This is a genomic window from Streptomyces sp. NBC_00576, from assembly GCF_036345175.1.
In the GTDB taxonomy this organism is placed as follows: domain Bacteria; phylum Actinomycetota; class Actinomycetes; order Streptomycetales; family Streptomycetaceae; genus Streptomyces.
The window spans coordinates 10,797,052-10,822,782 of record NZ_CP107780.1 but is presented as its reverse complement, the minus strand read 5'-3'; the positions used below and the strand labels follow the sequence as shown (position 1 = coordinate 10,822,782).

2 protein-coding genes (1 of these 2 only partly in view) are annotated in these 25,731 nt (G+C 70.4%); both read right to left on the bottom strand.

Translation table 11 applies throughout. The features are described from left to right. Positions 1-4,912 carry the 5' end (the start) of a non-ribosomal peptide synthetase gene (locus OG734_RS47150; RefSeq protein WP_330285434.1) on the bottom strand. It extends 21,293 nt beyond the left edge of the window, so the window shows 4,912 of its 26,205 coding nt (coding positions 1-4,912); it begins with the start codon at positions 4,910-4,912; its stop codon lies off the left edge, out of view. After that, on the bottom strand, positions 4,912-25,731 hold the full coding sequence (locus tag OG734_RS47145; RefSeq protein ID WP_330285435.1) for a non-ribosomal peptide synthase/polyketide synthase: 20,820 nt from the start codon (positions 25,729-25,731) through the stop codon (positions 4,912-4,914). Before OG734_RS47145 ends, OG734_RS47150 begins: the two co-directional genes overlap by 1 nt.

Sequence of the window (25,731 nt, the reverse complement as noted above, 5' to 3'; positions counted from 1 at the left end):
GTCCGGCCGTCGCCTCGTGCACCAGCACCAGGGAGGCGTCCGCGTCCTCGACCACCGCGCGCGTGCGGGCCGTGGGCCATCCTGCGTCCAGCGGCACGAACACTCCACCGGCTTTGGACACGGCCAGCAACGCCACGACGAGATCGACGGACCGTTCCATCGCCACCGCGACGGCCGACTCCCGTCTCACTCCGGACGCCACCAGCGTCCGGGCCAACCGGTTCGAACGGGCGTCCAGTTCGCGGTAGGTGACCTCCGCTTCGCCGCACACCAGCGCGACCGCGTCCGGAGCGGCCGCCACCCGGGCCGCGAAGGCCTCGGACAACGATACGTCCGGCACGGGCGCCGCGGTGTCGTTCCACCCGTCCACCAGTGCGGACAGTTCGGTCCCATCCAGCACGTCCACCGTGAGAAGTGGGGTGGCCGGTTCCTCCGCCAGGGCAGACGTGAGGGAGTCCAGGCACGTGGTCAGCAGCGCGCCCACCTGTGCCGGATCGGCGGGTGCCACCGCGTCCACGGTGATGGTGAAGCCGGATTCGTCGGCGTCGACCGCCACAGCGAGCGGGTAGTTGGTGAGGTCGCGGGCGGACAGCACCTGCATCCCATTCAGCTCGGAGCGCGCTTCCCGCGGCCCGGAGGCGTGCCGGTAGTTCAGGATCGAGGTGAACAGCGGGCTGCCGCCAGGCAGGCCGCTTGCCGCCTGGGCGAGCGTCAGCGGCGCGTGCTCGTGCACGAGCAGGTCGGCGAGCGCACGCCGCATGCCGGTCAGCGCCTCCTCCACGTCCTGCTGGTCGAGTCGTACGCGCACGGGGAGCGTGTTGATGAACAGGCCCGGCACCCGGTCCGCGCCCTCGCCGGCGTTCATGCGCCCGAACAGGACCGTGCCGAACACCACGTCGTCGCGGCCCGAGACAGCGCCCAGCACACGCGCCCACGCCAGGTGGAACAGTGTCGCCGGGCTCGCTCCGAGTGAGCGCGCCACCTCACGGATGCGACCGGCCAGGGCGTCGTCGACCCTCAGCCGGGCCTCTTCCGATCCCGTGCCGTCACCGTGCACATCGACCAGGCCGTACGGAGCGGTCGTCTCGGTGACGTCCCCGAGCAACTCGGCGAAGAACCGCTCGTGTTCCTCCCGCGGGGTCCCGAGCCGTGCCTGGGCGACGAATTCGCGGAACGGCACCGGCGCCGGCAACTCGTCGGCCCGCCCGGACAGGAACGCCCGCAGATCGTCGAACAGCACGTCCTGGGTGGTGTGGTCCTGGAGCAGGTGGTGTATCCGGAGCAGGGCCAGCCACCGGTCGCCGCCCGGGTCGGCGGCGATGTGCGCGGACATCAGCGGCACCTGGTCCAGGTCCATCCGGCCGCCGGCCGCGGCCAGCATCTGCTGGACCGGATCCGGCCCGTCGGCGTCGAGGATCGTTTCCTCGACCGTCAGTTCGGCGTGGCGTACCACGACCTGCACCGGCTCCCGAAGCCCCTCGGAGATGACGGCGGTGCGGTAGATGTCGTGCCGGTCCACCATCCACTTCAGCGCGGCGAAGAAGTCGTCGAGACGGTCGCGCGAGTCGAACTCGATCACCGCGGGCGTGATGTAGACGTCCGTGCCGTCCCGGTCCGTCATCAGGTGGTGGAAGAGGAGACCTTCCTGGAGGGGGGCCAGCGGGTAGATGTCCGCGATGTTGGCGGCACCGCCCGGTACCGCCGCCGCCACCCGGGCGATCTCCTCCTGGGTCAGTTCGACCAGGGGCAGCATCTCCGGCGTGATCTCGCTCGCGCCCACCGGGATCAGGTTCGGCGGCACCTCCACCCGCTCCTGTGCGGACGCGGCCGCCAACGCTGCCGGGGTCGCGGACACGAACAGCGCCCGCACCGAGACCGCCAGCCCGTGCTGTCGCAGCCACTCCACCAGCGACACCGCCAGCAGCGAATGGCCGCCGAGGGCGAAGAAGTCGTCCTCCACCCCGACCGTGGGCCGGTCCAGGCCGAGAACCTCCGCGAACGCCTGACACACCAGCTCTTCCTGCGCGTTCACCGGCGCGCGTCCCGCACCCGCGCCCGCGTACTCAGGGACCGGCAGCGCCGTGCGGTCGAGCTTCCCGTTCGCCGTCAACGGGAGCGCGTCCAGCTCCACGAACGCCGACGGCACCATGTAGCCGGGCAGCCGCTCCGCCGCGTGTTCCGCGACCGCGGCGCTGATGGCCGTGCCCGGCTTCTGCGGCACGAGATAGCCGGTGAGTCGTTTGTCTCCGGGCGTGTCCTCCCGCACGACCACCGCCACCTGGGCCACGGCCGGGTGCCCCGCCAGAACAGCCTCCACCTCACCCGGCTCGATACGGAACCCACGGATCTTCACCTGATCATCCGCACGCCCCACGAACACCAACTCACCGTCAGCGTCCCACCGCACCCGATCCCCGGTCCGATACATCCGCTCACCCGACACAAACGGACACGCCACAAACCGCTCACCCGTCAACACCGGCCGACGCAGATAACCACGCCCCACCTGCACCCCGGCCACATACAACTCACCCGCCACACCCACCGGCACCGGACACAGCCGGTCATCCAGCACGAACACCCGCATGTTCGCCACCGGACGCCCCACCGGCACCCCCGACCCCAAAGACCGGCCCCCCGCACGCCACACAGTCACATTCACCGTCGCCTCACTCGGCCCGTAACTGTTGAACAACGTGCGACCACCCGCCACCCAACGCTCCACCAGACCAGGCGGACACACCTCACCACCCACATCCAGCACGAACCCCGGATCCAGCACACCCTCATCCATCAACACCGCCACCCCCGGCGGCAACGTCGCATGCGTCACCCCCTCATCCAGCAGGAAACGCACCAACTCATCACCCAGCCGCGACTCCCCCGGCACCGTCACCAACGCCGCCCCCCGCAGCAACGCCAGCAACCACTCCTCACAGAACGCGTCAAAACCCACCGACGCGAACTGCGCCACCCGACTCCCCGGCCCCACCCCATACCGGTCATGACTCGCCACATAACTCACACACGCCTCATGCGAGACCATCACGCCCTTCGGCCGCCCCGTCGACCCAGACGTGAAGATCACATACGCCGGATGCGACGGCAGCAACGGAGCAAGCCGGTCCACGTCCGACACCGGACCCTCGTCATAACCGTCGACCTCCGCAAGGAACTCCGGACTGTCCACCACCAGCACCGGAGCCGCATCCTCCAACACGAAACGAATCCGCTCCGCAGGCTGCCCCGGATCAACCGCCACAAAGGCACCACCCGCCTTCAACACCGCCAGAACCGCCACCACCAACTCCGGCGACCGCTCCAACACCAAAGCCACCACCGACTCCGGACCCACCCCCGACACGACCAGCTTCCGCGCCAGACAATTCGCCCACGCATCCACCTCCGCATACGACAGCTCCACACCACCACCGGACAACGCCACCGCCTCCGGCAACCGCACCACCTGCGCCGCAAACAAGTCCGGCAGCAGGGCAGCGGGGACCGGTTCCGCCGTGGCATTCCAGTCGTGGACGATCCGCCGGTACTCGGCCGGGCCGAGCACGTCCAGGGAGCGGACGGGGGCCGACGGGTCGGCTGCGGCCGCCTCCAGGACGCGTGCCACCATGTCCGCGATCCGCTGGACCGTTGCGGCATCGAACAGATCGGCCGCGCCGATGAGCGCGCCGTGCAGCCCCGCGGGCTGCCCGTCGTCGTCGACGGTCTCGCGCAGCACCAGGTCGAGGTCGAGTTCGCGCGCCTGCTCTTCGTCGGAGACCATCTCGACCCGCAGGCCGGGCAGTTCCAGGGCCGGGCCGCCGCGCCGGCCGGAGGACGTCATGTCCTCGCTCTCCACGGCTGCCATCACCTGGAAGAGGGGGTGCCGGGCCAGTGACCGGGTCGGCGCAAGTTCCTCGACCAGTTTCTCGAACGGCACGTCCTGGTGCTCGTAGGCATCCAGGGAAGCCTCACGCACCTGCCGCAGCACATCGGTGAAGGTCGGGTCGCCCGACAGGTCGGCGCGGATCACCAGGTTGTTGACGAAGAAGCCGACCAGGTCGTTGAGCCCCTCGTCGGTCCGTCCGGCGACCAGGCTGCCGATCGGGAGGTCATCGCCCGCCCCGATCCGGGACAGCAGCACAGCCAGCGCGGAATGCGCCACCATGAGCAGGGTCGCCCCGTGGTCGCCCGCTAGCTCCAGCAGCCGCTGGTGGACGTCGGCGGAGATCTCCAGTTCGGCCGTGTGACCACGGGACGTGGTCTGTGCCGGGCGTGGGCGGTCGGTGGGCAGTTCCAGTTCCTCCGGCGCGCCATCAAGGGCGCGCCGCCAGTACGCCACCTGCTCGGACAGGGCGCTCTCCGGGTCGTCATGCGCACCGAGGAGTTCCCGCTGCCACAGGGTGTAGTCCGCGTACTGCACGGGCAGCGGCTCCCACTGGGGCTCGTGGCCCGCCAGCCGTGCTGTGTAGGCGGTGGAGAGGTCGCGCGTCAGGGGTCCCATCGACCAGCCGTCGGCCGCGATGTGGTGCACCACCAGGACCAGTACGTGCTCGTCCGGGTTCACCACGAGCAGGTCGGCACGGACCGGGATCTCGCCGGCCAGGTCGAAGGCGTACGCACTCGCGCGCCGCACCTCGTCCGGCACGTCCTCCGGCGTCACCCGGACGACGTTCAGCTCGAAGCCCGCGTCCTCGGTCGGCAGTACCCGCTGGTACGGCTCACCGCCCGAGGACGGGAGAACGGTGCGCAGCACCTCGTGGCGGTCGATCACGTCGCTTAGGGCGGCGGCGAGCGCGTCGGTGTCCAGCTGTCCGGTCAGCCGCAGGGCCAGCGGAATGTTGAAAGTGTCGGCGGGTCCCCCCAACTGCCACAGGAACCACAGGCGGCGCTGCGCGAACGACAACGGAATCATCAGAACTCCTTCTCCTGCTTGCGCATCGGCCGCAGCGTCGGCCTGGTCTTCTTCCGTGAGCCCTGGTGCGTCGTCAGCCATTCGGCGACACCGGCGGGTGTGGGGTTCGCGAACAGCACGCGGAGCGGCACGTCCACGCCCGCCACCGCACGCACCCGGCTGAGCAGCCGGGTGGCCAGCAGGGAGTGCCCACCGAGCGCGAAGAAGTGGTCGTCGGCCCCGATCTCGGGCAGGCCGAGGATGTCGGCGAACGCCTGGCACACCAGTTCTTCCTGTGGGGTGGCGGGCACGCGGCCGGTCCCGGCCTTGGTGTAGTCCGGAGCGGGCAGCGCCCTGCGGTCCAGCTTGCCGTTGACCGTCAGCGGCACGGCGTCCAGCACCACCACGGCCGACGGCACCATGTACGACGGCAGCCGTTCCGCCGCGAATCCGCTTACCGCCTGAGGCAGTTCATCGGCGTCGACGCCGTCGCCGGGAACGACGTAGCCCACGAGCCGTGGCTCACCGGGCGTGTCCTCCCGTACGGTCACCGCGGTCCGAGCCACGTCAGGGTGGGCCGCGAGCACGGCCTCGACCTCGCCAGGCTCGATCCGGAACCCGCGGATCTTCACCTGGTCGTCCACACGGCCCGCGAAGACCAGCTGCCCGTCGGCGTTCCACTTCGCCCGGTCACCGCTGCGGTACATCCGCCGATCCGGCTCGAACGGGCAGGCCACGAAGCGCTCCCCCGTCAACCCGGGACGGCCCAGGTAGCCGCGTGCCAGACCCGTGCCCGCGAGGTACAGCTCACCCACCACGCCCGTCGGCACGGGCTTCAGCGCGGCGTCGAGCACGTACACGCGGGTGTTGGCGACGGGTCGGCCGATGGGCACGGCCTCGCCCGCATCCAGGCCGGGGCTGCACCGCCACACCGTGGCGACCACGGTCGCCTCCGTCGGCCCGTAGGCGTTGAACATCGTGCGGCCGTCCGCCGCCCAGCGTTCGACCAACTCGGGTGGGCATGCCTCGCCGCCGACGTCGAGCACGAACGCCGGGTCCAGCAGGCCGTCGGGGATCGTCTCCGCCACCGCGGGCGGCAGCGCCGCGTGCGTCACTCCGTGATCGACGAGGAACCGTCCGAGTTCGGCCCCCAGCCGCCGGTCCGCCGGCACGGTCACCAGCGCCGCGCCACGCAGCAGCGCCAGCAGCCACTCCTCGCAGAACATGTCGAAGCCTACGGACGCGAACTGCGCCACCCGGCTGCCGGCCTTCACGCCGTACCAGTCATGGCTCCCCGACAGGTCCGCGCATCCCTGGTGCGTGACGACCACGCCCTTCGGGCGTCCCGTCGACCCCGACGTGTAGATCACATACGCCGGGTGGGACGGCAGCAACGGAGCGAGCCGGTCCACGTCCGACACCGGACCCTCGTCATAACCGTCGACCTCCGCAAGGAACTCCGGACTGTCCACCACCAACACCGGCCCGGCATCCTCGATCACCGACCGGATCCGCTCAACCGGCTGCCCCGGATCGATCGGCAAGTACGCACCACCCGCCTTCAGCACCGCCAGAACCGCCACCACCAACTCCGGCGACCGCTCCAACACCAAAGCCACCACCGACTCCGGACCCACCCCCGACACGACCAGCTTCCGCGCCAGACAATTCGCCCACGCATCCACCTCCGCATACGACAGCTCCACACCACCACCGGACAACGCCACCGCCTCCGGCGACCGCACCACCTGCGCCGCGAACAGATCGGGCACCACACCGTCCGGCACCGGAGCAGCCGTGTCGTTCCAGTCCCGCACGATCCGCCGGTACTCCTCGGGGTCCAGCAACTCCACCGTGCTGAGGGGCACTTCGGCGGCAGCGGTGACCACGGTGAGCAACCGGACCAGGTGACCGGCGATCCGGTCGGCAGTGGCCCGGTCGAACAGGTCGGCGGCCGTCGTGAGCGTGCCGTACATCCCGTCCGGCGCACCCTGCTCATCGCGGCGCTCCGACAGGCTCAGCGCGAGGTCGTACCGGGCGACTCCGTGCGCCAGCGGCTCGCCGCTCACCTCGAGTCCTGGCAGCCGCAGCCCGGCCTCCGGGACGTTCTGCACATCAAGTGCCACCTGGAACAGCGGCTGCCGTGCCAGGGAGCGTTCGGGGACGAGCTTCTCCACCACGTGGTCGAAGGGCAGGTCCTGGTGTGCGTAGGCCGCCAGGTCGGTGTCGCGTACGCGCCGCAGCAGCTCGGCGAAGCTCGGGTCGCCCGACACGTCGGTGCGGAGCACGAGCATGTTGACGAAGAAGCCGATCAGATCGTCGAGGGCGTCGTCGGTGCGGCCGGCCAGTGCGGTGCCGATCGGGATGTCGGTGCCCGCGCCGAGCCTGCTCAGCAGTGCCGCGAGGCCTGCCTGGAGCACCATGAAGACGGTGACCTGCTCGGTGGCGGCCAGTTCTGTGATGCGCCGGTGCAGGTCCGCGGAGAGTTCCACCGGGGTCTCATCTCCCCGGCGCGTCGCCACCGCGGGACGCGCTCGGTCCGTCGGCAGGGTCGTCTCGTCGGGGGCGCCCGCCAGGGTCTCCCGCCAGAACGCCAGCTGTCGGGCCTGGACGCTGTCCGGGTCGCCCGCGTCGCCGAGGAGTTCCCGCTGCCACAGGGCGTAGTCGGCGTACTGCACCGGCAGCGGCGTCCAGTCCGGTGCCCGGCCCTCCAGGCGTGCCGTGTACGCGACCGACATGTCCTGTGCCAGCGACGCGATCGACCACCCGTCGGTCGCGATGTGGTGCACCGCCAGCACGAGGACATGCTCGTCCGGCGCCAGGGCGAGCAGCCATGCCCGGAGGGGGATCTCCGTGGCGAGGTCGAAGGCGTATCCCGCTACGCGGTCGATCTCGGCGGCGGCCTCCCCTGCCGCGACGTCGAGGGTAGTTAGCTCGAAGTCGACCTCGTCGGCCCGCAGGATCCGCTGGTAGGGCTCGCCGTCCTCGGCCGGGAGCACCGTCCGCAGCACCTCGTGGCGGCCGATCACGTCCCGGAGCGCCGCGCTCATCGCCTCCCGGTCCAGCGCCCCGCGCAGCCGGAGGGCGGTGGTATTGCTGTAGCTGGCGCTGGAGCCCTCGAGCTGCCCGATGAACCACAACCGGCGCTGTGCGAAGGACAGCGGTGGCCGCTCCGGGCGTTCCCGCGCGGTGAGGGCCACGCGGCCGGGGGCGACTGGGCGCAGTCGTGCGGCCAGACGGGCCGGGGTCAGCGTCTCGAACAGCGCCCGGATCGACACCTCCATGCCGAGCGCCGACCGCATCCGGCTGACCAGCCTGGTCGCCAGCAGGGAATTCCCGCCGAGCGCGAAGAAGTCGTCGTCGGGACCGACCCGTTCCCGGCCCAGCACGTGGGCGAACGCTTGGCGGAGCAGTTCCTCGTGGGCGGTGGCGGGAGCGCGACCGGAGCCCACCGTCCACGCCCCGCCCGCCTCCGGTACGAGCACGGCCCGCCCGCCGGCCGAGGAGGCGGCCCCGTCCACGTCGGGGATCCGATCCGCCGCGCCGGGCACGTCCACCGACGTCAGCGGGAGGTCGGAACCGTCCTCCAGCGCGGTGGCGAGGTTGGCGAGGGTCGTCTGCAGCAGCGCGGCGACTTCGTCGGCGTCCACCGGACACACGGCGTCGACGGTAATGCCGAACGTCTCGCCGTCGTCGTCGATCGAGACGCCCAGCGGGTAGTTGTTGCGTTCCTGCGTGAAGAGCGTCGTGACGTCCGCGAGCACGTCGTCCGGCTCGTGGACGACCGGCTTGCCGTGCCGGTAGTTGAACAGCGCGGTGAACAGGGGGGCACCGGCAGGCAGGCCGCTGGCGGCCTGAGCCAGTGTCAGCGGCGCGTGCTCGTGCGCCAGCAGGTCGGCGAGCTGGTCACGCAGGTCCGTCAGCGCCCGCCCCACCGTCTGCTCGGCCGAATCGACCCTGACGGGAAGGGTGTTCATGAACAGCCCCGGCACACGGTCGGCCCCGACGCTCGCCCGGCCCAGCAGCACCGTGCCGAACACGACGTCATCACGCCCGGACACCGCCGCCAGCATCCGGGCCCACGCCAGATGGAAGATCGTCGCGGGGCTGACCCCGCGCGAGCGTGCCAGAGCCTGAACCCGCCGCGTCAACTCGTCCTCCACCCGCAGCCTGGCCTGCGCCAGCTCCGTGCCGTCGCCGCGAACGTCGAGCAGTCCGTAGGGGGCGCTGGTCTCCGTCACATCACCCAGCAGTCCGGCGAAGTACTCCCGGTGCGCTTCCTCGGACACACCCAGCCGGGCCTGCGCCACGAAGTCACGGAACGGCACCGGCGCAGGCAGCGCATCGGCCCGCCCCGCCAGCAACAGCTTCACCTCTTCGAGGACCACTTCCAGGGCCGTGTGGTCCTGGACGAGGTGATGCATCCGCACGAGAGCGAGCCATCCGCCACCGCCCGGATCGGCCGCGATGTGCACCCTCAGCAACGGCGCCCGGTCCAACTCCATACGCCCACCGGCGGCCGCCAACAGCTGCCCGACCACGTCACCCGCGCCGGCACCAAGGACCACCTCCGTGACCGGCAACTCAGCCTGCCGCCACACCACCTGAACCGGCTCCGGCAACCCCTCCCACACGATCGCCGTGCGATACACGTCATGCCGGTCCAGCACCCGCTGCAACGCGGTCAGGAAGGAGTCCAAGCGGGCACGCGAGCCCATCCTCAAGACGAAGGGCATGACATAGACGTCGTCACCGTCCTGACCCGCCATCAAGTGATGAAAAAAGATGCCTTCCTGCAACGGCGCCAGCGGATACACGTCCTGCACATTGGCCGCACCCCCCGGCACAGCCGCCACCACCCGGGCGGCCTCCACCTCGGACAGCTCCACCAGCGTCAACATCTCCGGCCGGATCTCAACGGCACCCTCAGGAATGAGATTCGGCGGCACCTCCACCAAATCCAGCCCCGCCACCGCCGCGAGCGCGGCCGGCGTCGGCGTCACGAACAACGCCCGCACCGACACCGACACCCCACGCCGCCGCAACCACTCCACCAACGACACCGCCAACAGCGAATGCCCACCGAGAGCGAAGAAATCGTCGTCGACGCCGACCCTCTCCAGCCCCAGAACATCCGCGAAGGCCGCGCAAATGATCTCCTCGCGCACAGTGGCAGGCGCCCGACCCACGCCGATCGTGTAGTCGGGGGCGGGGAGCGCCTTGCGGTCGAGCTTGCCGTTCGTCGTGAGCGGGAAGCCGTCCAGCTCCACGATCGCCGAGGGAACCATGTACTGCGGCAGCCGCTCGGTGGCGTATGCGCGGACGGTGACGCCGAGGACCTCGCCCCGTTCGGCGGGCACCAGATAGGCGACCAGGCGCTTGTCCCCGGGCACGTCCTCCCGCACCACGACAACCGCCTGGGCCACCGCCGGATGGGCACCCAGGACGGCCTCCACCTCCCCCGGCTCCACCCGGAACCCACGGATCTTCACCTGCCCGTCGGCACGCCCGACGAACACCAACCGGCCTTCCGCATCCCAGCGCACCAAGTCACCCGTGCGGTACATCCGTTCACCGGCCACACCGAACGGGCAGGCCACGAACCGCTCACCGGTCAGCCCCGGCCGGCCGAGATAACCCCGCGCGACACCAACCCCGGCGACATACAGCTCCCCGGCCACACCCACCGGCACCGGACTGAGCCCGCCATCCAGGACATACGCCCGCATGTTGTCCAACGGCCGCCCGATCGGCAGCACCCCGTCCACCCGACCGGCATCCCCGACCCCGTACTGAGTGGCACACAAGGTCACCTCGGTCGGCCCGTACAACTGCCGCACCATCACACCAGGACTGGCCTCCAGCACCCGACGCACCGACTCCGCCGGCACCACATCCCCACCCGTCAACACCTCACCCACACCCGCAAAACAACCCGGATCCTGATCCGCCAGCACCCGCAGCAATCCGGCCGTCACATGCACATGCGACAGCTCGTGATCGGCGACCAGACGGCGCATCACCACCGCATCCACCCGCTCGTCCGGCGCGACGACAACCGTCGCGCCGGACAGCAGCGGGACCCACAACTCATACGACGAGGCATCAAAGGCATGCGGCGCGTGGAACAACACCCGCGACGGAGCACCCCAACAGCGATCCGTGGCCAGCGCCACGACATCCCGGTGCGTCACCACCACACCCTTCGGCACACCCGTCGAACCGGACGTGTACATCACATACGCGGCCGCATCAGGCTCCACAGTGGGCAGCGCCACCTCCGCCGCCTGCGCAACCCCATCGACCCACACCACACCCAGGTCCGTCGTCCGGACGAACTCATGCCCAGCCGCATCCCCATGCGTGACAACCCACCGCACACCGGCGTCCTCGACCACCCCACGCATCCGCGCCACCGGCCAACCCACATCCAGCGGCAGATACACACCACCGGCCTTCAACACGGCGAGCAGGGCCACCACCAGGTCCACCGACCGCTCCATGACCACGGCGACGACCGACTCCTGCCCCACGCCCGACGCGACCAGCACCCGCGCCAACTCATCGGCCCGCACCTCCAGTTCCGCATAGTCGAGCCGGACGCCATCGGACCGCACCGCGAGGGCACCGGGATCGGCCGCCGTCAGCCGGGCGAACGCCTCGGGCACGGAGATGTCCGGCAGGGGCACCGACGTGTCGTTCCACTCCGTGAGCAACCGTCGGCGTTCCTCCGGGCCGAGCACATCGACCTCGGTGATCCGGGTGGCGGGTTCTGCGCCCATCGTCCGCACTACCCGCACCAGTCGATCCGCCAGCCGTTCGGCGGTGTCCTGGTCGAACAGGTCGGCGGAGGCCATGAGCGAGCCGTTGATCCCCGCCGGATCGCCGGCCTCGTCGAAGGTCTCGGCGAGGCTCAGGTCGAGGTCGAACTCGAGCGCCGTGACGTCGGTGCCCAGTGCGCCGGTCCGCAGGCCGGGCAGGGCCACCTCCGGCGCTCCCGCGACCCGGCCGGTGTTCTGCAGGGTCATCATCACCTGGAACAGCGGATGACGTGCGAGGGACCGGGCCGGGGCCAGTTCCTCGACCAGTTTCTCGAACGGCACGTCCTGGTGTGTGAACGCCGCCAGGGACGTCTCGCGCACCCGCTCCAGCACCTCGGTGAGGCTGGGGTCACCGGAGAGGTCGGTGCGCATGACGAGGGTGTTCACGAAGAACCCGACCAGGTCCTCCAACGCGCGATCGGTACGGCCCGCCACCGCCACGCCGATGGGGATGTCCGTGCCGGCCCCCAGGCGCGACAACGTCACCGCCAGCGCGGCCTGGAGCACCATGAACACCGTCACACCCTCGGCCCGTGCCACCTCCAGCAGTCGCCGGTGCAGTTCGGCAGGGATCTCCACCCTGGCGAGCCGCCCGAGGCGTGAGGTCTCCGCAGGGCGGGGCCGGTCGACCGGCAGGTCCAGTTCTTCGGGTGCGCCCGCCAGGGTGTTCCGCCAGTGCGCGACCTGACGCGACAGCAGGCTCTCCGGATCCTCCTCGTCACCCAGCAGCTCTCGTTGCCACAACGCGTAGTCGGCGTACTGCACCGGCAGCGGAGCCCAGACCGGGGCCTCGCCCTCCAACCGCGCCGCGTACGCCGCCGACACGTCGTGCGCCAGCGGTTCCATCGACCAGCCGTCGGCCGCGATGTGGTGCACGACCAGCACCAGCACGTGCTCGTCCGGCGCCACCGCGAACAACGCCGCGCGCAGCGGGGCCTCGACGGCGAGATCGAACGCGTACCCGGCGGCCTGCGCCACCCGGTCGGCCACGTCCTCGGCGGACACCTGGACGACGTCCAGGGCGAACGCCGTCTCCTCCAGCGACAGCACCTGTTGGAACGGGTCTCCCTCGACCGTCCGGAACACGGTGCGCAACACCTCATGGCGCTGGATCACGTCGCGCAGTGCCGCCGTGAGGGCCTCTCGGTTCAGCGTCCCGGCCAGGCGCAGTGCCAGCGGGATGTTGTACGTCGGGCTGGGCCCCTCCAGTTGTCCCAGGAACCACAGGCGCTGCTGGGCGAACGACAGCGGAACCCGTTCCGGCCGTTCCCGAGCCGCCAGCGCCGCCCGGCCGGGCGCGGCCTGGACCGACCACGCCGCCAGTTCCGCCGGTGTGCGGGCCTCGAACAGCGCCCGCAGCGGCACTTCCAAACCCAGCACCGCACGGATCCGGCTCACCAACCGCATGGCCAGCAGCGAGTGCCCGCCGAGCAGGAAGAAGTCGTCGTCCACTCCGACCGTGGGCAGTCCCAGAGCCTCAGCGAACACTTGGCACAGCAGCTCTTCCCGGGCGTTCGCGGGCGTCCGACCCACGCCGGCGGTGTACTGCGGCACAGGCAGAGCTCTGCGGTCGAGCTTGCCGTTGACCGTCAGTGGCAGAGCGTCCAGCTCCACCAACGCCGACGGCAGCATGTACTGCGGCAGCCGCCCGAGGGCATACTCCCGGACCACACCCTCGAGAGCCGCACCCACCTCGTGCGGCACCAGATAGGCGACCAGGCGCTTGTCCCCGGGCACGTCCTCCCGCACCACGACAACCGCCTGGGCCACCGCCGGATGGGCACCCAGGACGGCCTCCACCTCCCCCGGCTCCACCCGGAACCCACGGATCTTCACCTGCCCGTCGGCACGCCCGACGAACACCAACCGGCCTTCCGCATCCCAGCGCACCAAGTCACCCGTGCGGTACATCCGTTCACCGGCCACACCGAACGGGCAGGCCACGAACCGCTCACCGGTCAGCCCCGGCCGGCCGAGATAACCCCGCGCGACACCAACCCCGGCGACATACAGCTCCCCGGCCACACCCACCGGCACCGGACTGAGCCCGCCATCCAGGACATACGCCCGCATGTTGTCCAACGGCCGCCCGATCGGCAGCACCCCGTCCACCCGACCGGCATCCCCGACCCCGTACTGAGTGGCACACAAGGTCACCTCGGTCGGCCCGTACAACTGCCGCACCATCACACCAGGACTGGCCTCCAGCACCCGACGCACCGACTCCGCCGGCACCACATCCCCACCCGTCAACACCTCACCCACACCCGCAAAACAACCCGGATCCTGATCCGCCAGCACCCGCAGCAATCCGGCCGTCACATGCACATGCGACAGCTCGTGATCGGCGACCAGACGGCGCATCACCACCGCATCCACCCGCTCGTCCGGCGCGACGACAACCGTCGCGCCGGACAGCAGCGGGACCCACAACTCATACGACGAGGCATCAAAGGCATGCGGCGCGTGGAACAACACCCGCGACGGAGCACCCCAACAGCGATCCGTGGCCAGCGCCACGACATCCCGGTGCGTCACCACCACACCCTTCGGCACACCCGTCGAACCGGACGTGTACATCACATACGCGGCCGCCGTTTGCGCCACGACCGGAAGGGGGCCCTCGTCCGATCCCTCATCCACAGACACCTCAGCGACACCGAGGCCGTGTCCGGCCGACGTCTCGCTCACCACGACCAGGTGGGCGCCCGCGTCCTCGATCACGGAACGCATCCGCGCCACCGGCCATGTCACATCCAGCGGCAGATAGGCGCCACCGGCCTTCAACACGGCGAGCAGGGCCACCACCAGGTCCACCGAGCGTTCCATCAGCACGGCGACGACCGACTCCTGCCCGACCCCGGAAGCCACCAGGGCGCGGGCCAGCCGGTCCGAACGCACGTCGAGATCCCGGTAGGTGAGTTCCACGCCGTCCCCCACGACGGCCACCGCGTCCGGATCCGCCGCCACGCGGGCGGCGAAGGCCTGGGGCACCGGCACTTCCGGCGCGGGTGCCGCCGTGTCGTTCCATCCCGCCAGGATCCGTGTGAGCTCGGCCGGGCCGAGCACGTCAATCGCTGTCAGGGGGGTGTCCGGAGCGTGTTCCAGGGCCGTCGACAGGCCCTCCAGACAGGTGAGCAGCAGCGTGCCCGCCCCCGAGGGATCGACCGGGGCGACGGCCTCCACTTCCACCTCGAAGTCTGTGCCGTCATCGTCGACGGACACGACCACCGGGTAGTTCGAGTACTCCCGGTGCATCACGACGCTCACGCCGTCGAGGCCGGCGCCGGGATGCCGCTCGGCGGGCAGGTTGTGCCGGTAGTTGAACAGCGAGGTGAACAGCGGGCTGGAGCCGGGCACCTCGCTGGCCCGCTGTGCCAGGGCGAGCGAGGCATGTTCGTGGACCATCAGCTGAGCGAGCTGGTGGCGCATGTCCGTGAGGACGTCGGCCGCGCTCTTGGCGGCCAGACGCAGCCGCACCGGCAGGGTGTTGATGAAGAGGCCCGGAGCACGGTCGGCGCCGGCGCCGGCGTTCATCCGTCCGAACAGGATCGTACCGAACACGACGTCGTCGCGGCCCGACAGTGTGCCGAGCACCCGTGCCCACGCCACGTGGAACAGCGTCGCCGGGCTCACGCCGAGCGACCGCGCCAGGTTCCGGACTCGCCGGGTCAGGGCCTCGTCCATCCGCAGCCGGACCTGTGCGGCATCCGTGCCGTCACCGTAGACGTCCATGAGGCCGTACGGGGCCGTGGTCTGGGTGACGTCGCCCAGCAGGTCGGTGAAGTAGCGCTCGTGCTCCTCCCGCGAAACCCCGAACCGTGCCCGGGCCACGAACTCGCGGAACGGCACTGGCGCGGGCAGCCGCTCCCCCTGCCCGTTCATGAACGCGCGGACCTCGTCGAGCACCACGTCGAAGGTGGTGTGGTCCTGGACCAGGTGGTGGATGCGCAGCAGCACCATCCATCCGCCGTCCGAGGCCGCCGTCACACGCACCCGCAGCAACGGCGCTCGTGTCACGTCGATGGCGGACTCGCCCGCCGACAGAAGCTGATCGGCGGCCTCGGGTCCGTCGGGGTCGAGGGCGATCTCCTCGACCGGCAGATCGGCATGGCGTACGACCACCTGCACCGGTTCGCGCAACCCTTCCCACAGGATCGCGGTGCGGTAGATGTCGTTCCGGTCCACCATCTGCTGCAGCGCCGCGAGGAAGTCCTCAAGTCTCTGCCGGGAGGCGATGGTGAGCATGATCGGTGTCGCGTAGACGTCCGTGCCGTCCCGGTCGGCCAACAGGTGGTGGAAGAAGATGCCTTCCTGCAGCGGCGCCAGCGGATACACGTCCTGGATGTTGGGCACGCCCCCCGGAACGGCCACCACCACGCGGGCCAGCTCCTCATCGGTCAGCTCGACGAGGGGGAGCATCTCCGGTGTGATCTCTGTGGCGTTGTCGGGGATCCGGCCGGGCGGCACCTCGACCCGGTCGGGCCCGGCCACCGCGGCCAGGCGGGCCGGGGTCGCGGACGCGAACAGGGCCCGCACCGAGACCGACACGCCGCGTTGCCGCAGCCACTCCACCAGGGACACCGCCAGGAGCGAGTGCCCGCCGAGGGCGAAGAAGTCGTCGTCGACCCCGACCACCGGCAGCCCCAGCACCTCGGCGAACGCCTGGCACAGCAGCTCTTCCTGAGCCGTGACCGGGGCGCGTCCGGCACCCGCGCCGGCGTGGTCCGGCTCCGGCAGCGCCCTGCGGTCCAGCTTGCCGTTGACCGTCAAGGGCAGGGTCTCGAGCTCCACGAACGCCGAGGGCACCATGTACGACGGCAACCGCTCCACCGCGAACCCGCGCACCGCGTCCAGGACACCGTCGCAGCCGTCGGCGGGCACGACGTAGCCGATCAACCGCGTTCCGCCCAGGGCGTCGTCGCGCGCGATCACCGCGGCCTGGACCACGTCCGGGTGCGCCGCCAGCACGGCCGACACCTCACCCGGCTCGATCCGGAACCCACGGATCTTCACCTGCTCATCCGCACGCCCCGCGAACACCAGCCGACCGTCCGCAGCCCACCGGGCCCGGTCACCCGACCGGTACATCCGGCCCCCCGCCACACCGAACGGACACCCGACGAACCGCTCACCGGTCAGCCCCGGGCGGCCCATGTAGCCCCGCGCGACCTGCGCCCCGGCCACATACAACTCACCGGTCACGCCCACCGGGACCGGCCGCAGCCACTCATCCAGCACATACACCGACAGCCCCGGCAGACCCCGCCCGATCACACTGCCGTCCGTGCTCTCGTCCGGCCCGAGATCGTGGTGCGTGACATGCACCGTGGTCTCGGTGATGCCGTACATGTTCACCAGCCGGGGCCCGGCCCCGCCCAACCGCTCCCACCAGCCGGCCAGCCGCGCCGGCTCCAGCGCCTCACCGCCGAACACCACCACCCGCAGGTCGTGCAGCGCACCGGCACGGTGCGACTGAGCCTCCATCAGCTGGTAGAACGCCGAAGGCGTCTGACTCAGCACCGTCACCCGCTCGCGCTCCAACAGCTCCGCGAACTCCCCCGGCGACCGCGACACCTCGAACGGCACCACCACCACCCGCCCGCCATGCAGCAACGCACCCCACAACTCCCAAACGGAGAAGTCGAAAGCCAGCGAGTGGAACCAGCTCCACACATCACCCGCACCGAAGTCCAGCACCTCCCGGGCAGCGGCGAACAACGCCACCACGTTCCGGTGCGGCACCAGCACACCCTTGGGCCGTCCGGTGGAGCCCGACGTGTAGATCACATACGCCGGGTGGGACGGCAGCAACGGAGCAAGCCGGTCCACGTCCGACACCGGACCCTCGTCATAACCGTCGACCTCCGCAAGGAACTCCGGACTGTCCACCACCAACACCGACCCGGCATCCTCGATCACCGACCGGATCCGCTCAACCGGCTGCCCCGGATCGATCGGCAAGTACGCACCACCCGCCTTCAGCACCGCCAGAACCGCCACCACCAACTCCGGCGACCGCTCCAACACCAAAGCCACCACCGACTCCGGACCCACCCCCGACACGACCAGCTTCCGCGCCAGACGATTCGCCCACGCATCCACCTCGCCGTAACTCAGCCGGCTGTCAGTGCCCACCAACGCGATCGCGTCCGGCGTCCGTAACGCCTGGGCCGCGAACAGATCCGGCACCACTCCGTCCGGCACCGGGGCGGCCATGTCGCCGCTCCGGGACAGCAGTTCGGCGTACTCGGCGTCCAGGACGTCGATCGCGTGGAGGGGGGCGTCCGGGGAGTCCGCCAGCGCCTCGACCAGGTTCCCCAGGCAGGTGTGCAGCAGCCCGCACACCTCCGTCGGATCGACCTGCGCCACAGCCTCGACGACCAGTTCGAAGCCGGTCGCGCTCTGGTCCACCGAAACGGTGAGGGGGTAGTTGGTGTGATCGTGAACGGAAAGTACCTCTACTCCGTCCAGCTCCGCCTGGCCGGCGTCCGAGGCCTTGACGTGCCGATAGTTGAAGAGCGAGGTGAACAGCGGTCCGCCATCGGACAGGCCGGCGGCCCTCTGCGCCAGCGCCAGTGACGCGTGTTCGTGCACGAGCAGTTCCGCGAGCTGGCCGCGCAGTCCGGTCAGCGCCTCGCCCACACTGTGTTCGGCCAGGTTCACGCGCACCGGAAGGGTGTTGATGAACAGACCCGTCACCCGGTCCGCGGCCTCGCCGGAGTTCATCCGTCCGAACATCACCGTGCCGAACACGACGTCTCCACGGCCGGAGAGGGTTCCGAGCACGCGCGCCCATGCCAGGTGAAACACCGTCGCCGGGCTGACGCCCAGCGAACGCGCCACCTCCCACACGCGGCGGGCCAGGTCGCCGTCGACGGGCAGCCGGCCCGCCTGTGCCGCACCGCCGTCGCCGAGCACGTCCATGAGGCCGTAGGGCGCGGTGGACTCGGTGACGTCTCCGAGGAGTTCGGCGAAGTACCGCTCGTGTTCCTCGCGCGGCATCCCCAGCCGTGCCTGTGCCACGAACTCACGGAACGGCACCGGCACGGGCAGCCGGTCGGCCTGCCCGGTCATGAACACCCGCACCTCGTCGAGCAACACGTCCGATGCCGTGTGATCCTGCACCAGGTGGTGGATGCGCACGAGCGCCAGCCACCGTTCGGTGTCCGGCTCGGCCGCGACGCACACGTCCATCAGCGGAGCACGGCCGATGTCCATCCAGCCACCACCCGCCCCGAGCAGCCGCTCCGCCGAGTCCTCGGTGACCGGCAGCTCCGCGTGGCGTACCACCACCTGGACAGGCTGCGGCAGTCCCTCCCACACGATCGCCGTGCGGTACACGTCGTTGCGGTCCACGACCTGCCGCAGCGCGAGGAGGAACGCGTCGAGGCGGCTGCGCGAGTCGAACCGCAGCGTCGTCGGCGTCACATAGACGTCGGTGCCGTCGCGGTCCGCCATCAGGTGATGGAAGAAGATGCCCTCCTGGAGGGGCGCGAGCGGATACACGTCCTGGATGTTGGGCATGCCTCCGGGCACCGCCGCCGCCACGCGTTCGATCTCGGCCTCGGTCAGCTGGACCAGCGGCAGCATCTCCGGCGTGATCTCTTGCGCGTCCCGCGGAATCAGGTGGGGTGGCACCACCACCGACTCCGGCGTCGCGGCCGACGCCAGTCCTGCGGGCGTCGGGGTCGCGAACAACGCCCGCACCGAGACCGATACCCCCCGCTGCCGCAGCCGCTCCACCAGGGAGACGACGAGCAGCGAGTGCCCGCCCAGGGCGAAGAAGTCGTCATCGACCCCGACCCGATCCAGGCCCAGGACGTCCGCGAACGCGGCACAGATGGTCTCCTCGCGTACGTCGGCCGGGGCCCGGCCCGTGCCGGCGGACGTCGTGTACGCCGGCACGGGCAGCGCCTTGCGGTCCAGCTTGGCGTTCGGCGTCAGCGGGAACGCGTCGAGCACCACCACCGCCGACGGCACCATGTGCGACGGCAGGCGCTGCGCCGCTAGCCCACGCACCCCATCAGGCAGCTCGGCGGCGTTCACGCCTTCGGCAGGGATCACATAGCCGATCAGCCGGAGGTCTCCGGGTACGTCCTCCCGCACGACGACCGCGGCCTGCTCCACGCCCGGATGGGCCGCCAGCACGGCCTCGATCTCACCCGGCTCGATCCGGAACCCGCGGATCTTCACCTGATCATCCGCACGCCCGGCGAACACCAGCTCCCCGTCGGCGTTCCACCGCACCCTGTCGCCGGTGCGGTACATCCGCCGCCCCGGCTCGAACGGGCATGCCACGAACCGTTCGGCGGTCAGGCCCGCGCGTCCCAGGTAACCGCGTGCCAAGCCCGTACCCGTCACGTACAACTCGCCCAGCACACCCATCGGAACGGGCCGCAACGCGTCGTCGAGCACATGGACGCGGGTGTTGGCGATGGGACGGCCGATGGGCACCGCAGCGGCCGTTTCCAGATCGGGACGGCACCGCCACACGGCTGCGTTCACCGTTGTCTCGGTCGGCCCGTAGCTGTTGAACATCGTCCTTCCGGCCGCCCATCGGGCGACCACCTCGGCCGGAAGCGCCTCCCCGCCCACGTCCAGGACGAAGTCGTCGTCGAGGGCGCCCTCCGGGATCGTGGCCACCACAGCGGGGAGCAACGTCGCGTGCGTGACCCCGGAGTCCGCCAGGAACTCCGCGAACTCGACGCCGAGCCTCCGGTCGGCCGGAACGATCACCAGGGCCGCCCCCGACAGCAGCGCGAGCAGCCACTCCTCGCAGAACATGTCGAACCCGATCGCCGCGAACTGCGCCACCCGGCTCCCCGGCCCCACCCCGAAGCGGTCATGGCTCACCGAGAGATTCACGAATCCCTCGTGCGAGAGGACGACACCCTTCGGCCGTCCCGTCGAGCCCGACGTGTAGATCACGTACGCCGGATGGCCGGGCAACAACGGAGCGATCCGGTCGGCGTCGGACACCGCCGAGTCCGCGTACCCGTCCACGGCCACCCGCATCGCGGCCTCATCCAGCACCAGGACCGGTGCGGCATCCTCGATCATGAACGCCACCCGCTCGGCCGGCTGTTCCGGATCGATCGGCAGATACGCGCCACCGGCCTTCAATACCGCGAGAATCCCCACCAGCAGATCCGGTGAACGCTCCAGCACGAGTGCGACCACCGACTCCGGGCCCACCCCCGAGGCGATCAGATGCCTGGCCCACCGGTTCGAGCGTGCCTCGACCTCGCCGTAGCTCAGCTCCACGCCGGACCCCACCAGCGCCACCGCCTCGGCCACACGCGTGGCCTGCGCGGTGAACAGCGCGGGCACGAGACCGTCCGGTGCGGGCGCGGCCGTGTCGTTGACGTGCCGCAGCAACTCCGTGTACTCGGGGTCGAGGACGTCCACCGCCCCGAGCCGCAGGTCCGGGGTGTCCTCCAACGCCGTGACCAGGTTCGCCACCGAGGTGTGCAGGAGCGTGCACACCCCCATCGGGTCGACCGGTGCCGTCGCCTCCACGATGAACTCGAAGCCGGAGGCGCTCTGGTTGAGAGAAACGTCGAGGGGGTAGTTCGTCGGATCCCTTGTGAGCACGGCATCGATGCCTTCGATCCCGGTGCCTGATCGTTCGACGTCCACCTGAAGGTGACGGTAGTTGAAGATCGAGGTGAACAGGGGACTACCGCCGGGCAGGCCGCTGGCGGCCTGAGCCAGTGTCAGCGGCGCGTGCTCGTGGATCTGCAGCTCGGCGAGCTGTTCGCGCATGTCGGCCAGGGCCTGCCGCACGGTCCGGTCGGCCGAATCGACCCTGACGGGAAGGGTGTTCATGAACAGCCCCGGCACACGGTCGGCCCCGACGCTCGCCCGGCCCAGCAGCACCGTGCCGAACACGACGTCATCACGCCCGGACACCGCCGCCAGAACTCGACCCCACGCGAGGTGGAACACCGTCGCAGGGCTCACCGCGAGCGACCGTGCCACCTTCCGCACACGCACGGCCAGGCCGCTCTCCACGGCCAACCGGCCCTGGGTGACCCCCGTGCCGTCGCCGCGAACGTCGAGCAGTCCGTAGGGGGCGCTGGTCTCCGTCACATCACCCAGCAGTCCGGCGAAGTACTCCCGGTGCGCTTCCTCGGACACACCCAGCCGGGCCTGCGCCACGAAGTCACGGAACGGCACCGGCGCAGGCAGCGCATCGGCCCGCCCCGCCAGCAACAGCTTCACCTCTTCGAGGACCACTTCCAGGGCCGTGTGGTCCTGGACGAGGTGATGCATCCGCACGAGAGCGAGCCATCCGCCACCGCCCGGATCGGCCGCGATGTGCACCCTCAGCAACGGCGCCCGGTCCAACTCCATACGCCCACCGGCGGCCGCCAACAGCTGCCCGACCACGTCACCCGCGCCGGCACCAAGGACCACCTCCGTGACCGGCAACTCAGCCTGCCGCCACACCACCTGAACCGGCTCCGGCAACCCCTCCCACACGATCGCCGTGCGATACACGTCATGCCGGTCCAGCACCCGCTGCAACGCGGTCAGGAAGGAGTCCAAGCGGGCACGCGAGCCCATCCTCAAGACGAAGGGCATGACATAGACGTCGTCACCGTCCTGACCCGCCATCAAGTGATGAAAAAAGATGCCTTCCTGCAACGGCGCCAGCGGATACACGTCCTGCACATTGGCCGCACCCCCCGGCACAGCCGCCACCACCCGGGCGGCCTCCACCTCGGACAGCTCCACCAGCGTCAACATCTCCGGCCGGATCTCAACGGCACCCTCAGGAATGAGATTCGGCGGCACCTCCACCAAATCCAGCCCCGCCACCGCCGCGAGCGCGGCCGGCGTCGGCGTCACGAACAACGCCCGCACCGACACCGACACCCCACGCCGCCGCAACCACTCCACCAACGACACCGCCAACAGCGAATGCCCACCGAGAGCGAAGAAATCGTCGTCGACGCCGACCCTCTCCAGCCCCAGAACATCCGCGAAGGCCGCGCAAATGATCTCCTCGCGCACAGTGGCAGGCGCCCGACCCACGCCGATCGTGTAGTCGGGGGCGGGGAGCGCCTTGCGGTCGAGCTTGCCGTTCGTCGTGAGCGGGAAGCCGTCCAGCTCCACGATCGCCGAGGGAACCATGTACTGCGGCAGCCGCTCGGTGGCGTATGCGCGGACGGTGACGCCGAGGACCTCGCCCCGTTCGGCGGGCACCAGATAGGCGACCAGGCGCTTGTCCCCGGGCACGTCCTCCCGCACCACGACAACCGCCTGGGCCACCGCCGGATGGGCACCCAGGACGGCCTCCACCTCCCCCGGCTCCACCCGGAACCCACGGATCTTCACCTGCCCGTCGGCACGCCCGACGAACACCAACCGGCCTTCCGCATCCCAGCGCACCAAGTCACCCGTGCGGTACATCCGTTCACCGGCCACACCGAACGGGCAGGCCACGAACCGCTCACCGGTCAGCCCCGGCCGGCCGAGATAACCCCGCGCGACACCAACCCCGGCGACATACAGCTCCCCGGCCACACCCACCGGCACCGGACTGAGCCCGCCATCCAGGACATACGCCCGCATGTTGTCCAACGGCCGCCCGATCGGCAGCACCCCGTCCACCCGACCGGCATCCCCGACCCCGTACTGAGTGGCACACAAGGTCACCTCGGTCGGCCCGTACAACTGCCGCACCATCACACCAGGACTGGCCTCCAGCACCCGACGCACCGACTCCGCCGGCACCACATCCCCACCCGTCAACACCTCACCCACACCCGCAAAACAACCCGGATCCTGATCCGCCAGCACCCGCAGCAATCCGGCCGTCACATGCACATGCGACAGCTCGTGATCGGCGACCAGACGGCGCATCACCACCGCATCCACCCGCTCGTCCGGCGCGACGACAACCGTCGCGCCGGACAGCAGCGGGACCCACAACTCATACGACGAGGCATCAAAGGCATGCGGCGCGTGGAACAACACCCGCGACGGAGCACCCCAACAGCGATCCGTGGCCAGCGCCACGACATCCCGGTGCGTCACCACCACACCCTTCGGCACACCCGTCGAACCGGACGTGTACATCACATACGCGGCCGCCGTTTGCGCCACGACCGGAAGGGGGCCCTCGTCCGATCCCTCATCCACAGACACCTCAGCGACACCGAGGCCGTGTCCGGCCGACGTCTCGCTCACCACGACCAGGTGGGCGCCCGCGTCCTCGATCACGGAACGCATCCGCGCCACCGGCCATGTCACATCCAGCGGCAGATAGGCGCCACCGGCCTTCAACACGGCGAGCAGGGCCACCACCAGGTCCACCGAGCGTTCCATCAGCACGGCGACGACCGACTCCTGCCCGACCCCGGAAGCCACCAGGGCGCGGGCCAGCCGGTCCGAACGCACGTCGAGTTCGGCGTACGACATCTCGACTCCGCCGCACACCAGGGCCGACGCGTCCGGATCGGCAGCCACCCGTTCCGCGAACATGTCCGGCAGCGACGCGTCCCGCACCGGCACCGCCGTGTTGTTGAACCCCTCCACCAGCCGGAACAGCTCGTCCGCGCCCAGCACCTCGACCGAGCTGACGCGCATGTCCGGGTCGGCTGCCATCGCCGTCAGGACGCGCACCAGACACCCCGCGATCCACTCGACCGTGCTCGCGTCGAACAGATCTGCCGCACCCGTGACCACGCCGCGTATCCCCGCCGGTGCACCAGCCTCGTCGAAGCCCTCGCCCAGCATCGCCTCCAGGTCGAACTTGGCCGAGGCACGGCCGATCGAGAGCACGTCGCCGCGCAGGCCGTGGACGTCGAGCGTGGTGGTGTCGTCGAGCGGGGCGAGGGCGACCTGGAACAGGGGATGGCGGGCGAGAGAGCGAGCCGGGGCCAGCACCTCGACCAGCCGCTCGAACGGCACGTCCTGATGGCCGAGGGCGCGCACGGCCGTGGTGCGCACACGGTCGATCACCTCGGCGAACGTGGGGTCCCCGGTGAGATCCGCCCGGATCACCAGGGTGTTGACGAAGAATCCGATCAGGTCGTGCAGCGCCTCGTCGGATCGCCCCGCGGTCGGCGTCCCGATCGGGATGTCGTCACCGGCGCCGAGCCGCGACAGCGTCACCGCCAGGCCAGCCTGGAACAGCATCGGCAGAGTGGCGTGGTGGCGGCGGGCCACCGCGGCCAGCGTGGCGTGGGTCCGGGCGGGCATGCCGATCGCGACCGTGTGCCCGCGGTGGGAAGGTTCCGCGGGGCGGGAGCGGTCCGTCGGCAGGGTCAGCTCCTCGGGGGCTCCCTCCAGGGCATCCCGCCAGTAGGCGATCTGACGAGAGAGGACGCTGCCGGGATCGTCCCGGTCGCCGAGGAGTTCTCGCTGCCACAGGGTGTAGTCGGCGTACTGCACCGGCAGCGGGGCCCAGTCCGGGGCCTGCCCCCGGCTGCGGGCGGTGTACGCGGTCGACAGGTCGCGGGTGAACGCGGCGATCGACCAGCCATCGGTCGCGATGTGGTGGACGACTGTCACGAGCACGTGCTCGTCGGGAGCGACGGCGAACAGCCACGCCCGTATCGGGATCTCCGTGGACAGGTCGAACCCGTAGGCGGCCGCACGCGCGACCGCGCCGGGCAGGTCCCCCGCGTCGATCCGGTCCGCCGGCAGGTCGCCGGTTGCCTCGGCGGTCGGCAGGTCCAGGACCGGTTCGTCCCAGCGCAGTTCGTCGAGGGTGTACAGCCCCTGGTGCGCCGGACGGTCGTCGCCGGTCACCTCGACCACGGGCAGTTCCCAGTCCAGGTCCACGACGGGGACGATCTGCTGGTGGGGCTCGCCGTCCGTCTCGGGGAAGACGGTGCGCAGCGCTTCGTGCCGGGTGATGACGTCACGCAGCGCGGAGTCGAGTGCCCGCCGGTCCAGTTGTCCGGTCAGCCGCAGAATCGTGGGACTGTTGTAGGTGGCGCTGGGCCCCTCGATCCGCCACTGCAGCCACAGCCGTCGCTGAGCGAACGACGCGGGAATCAT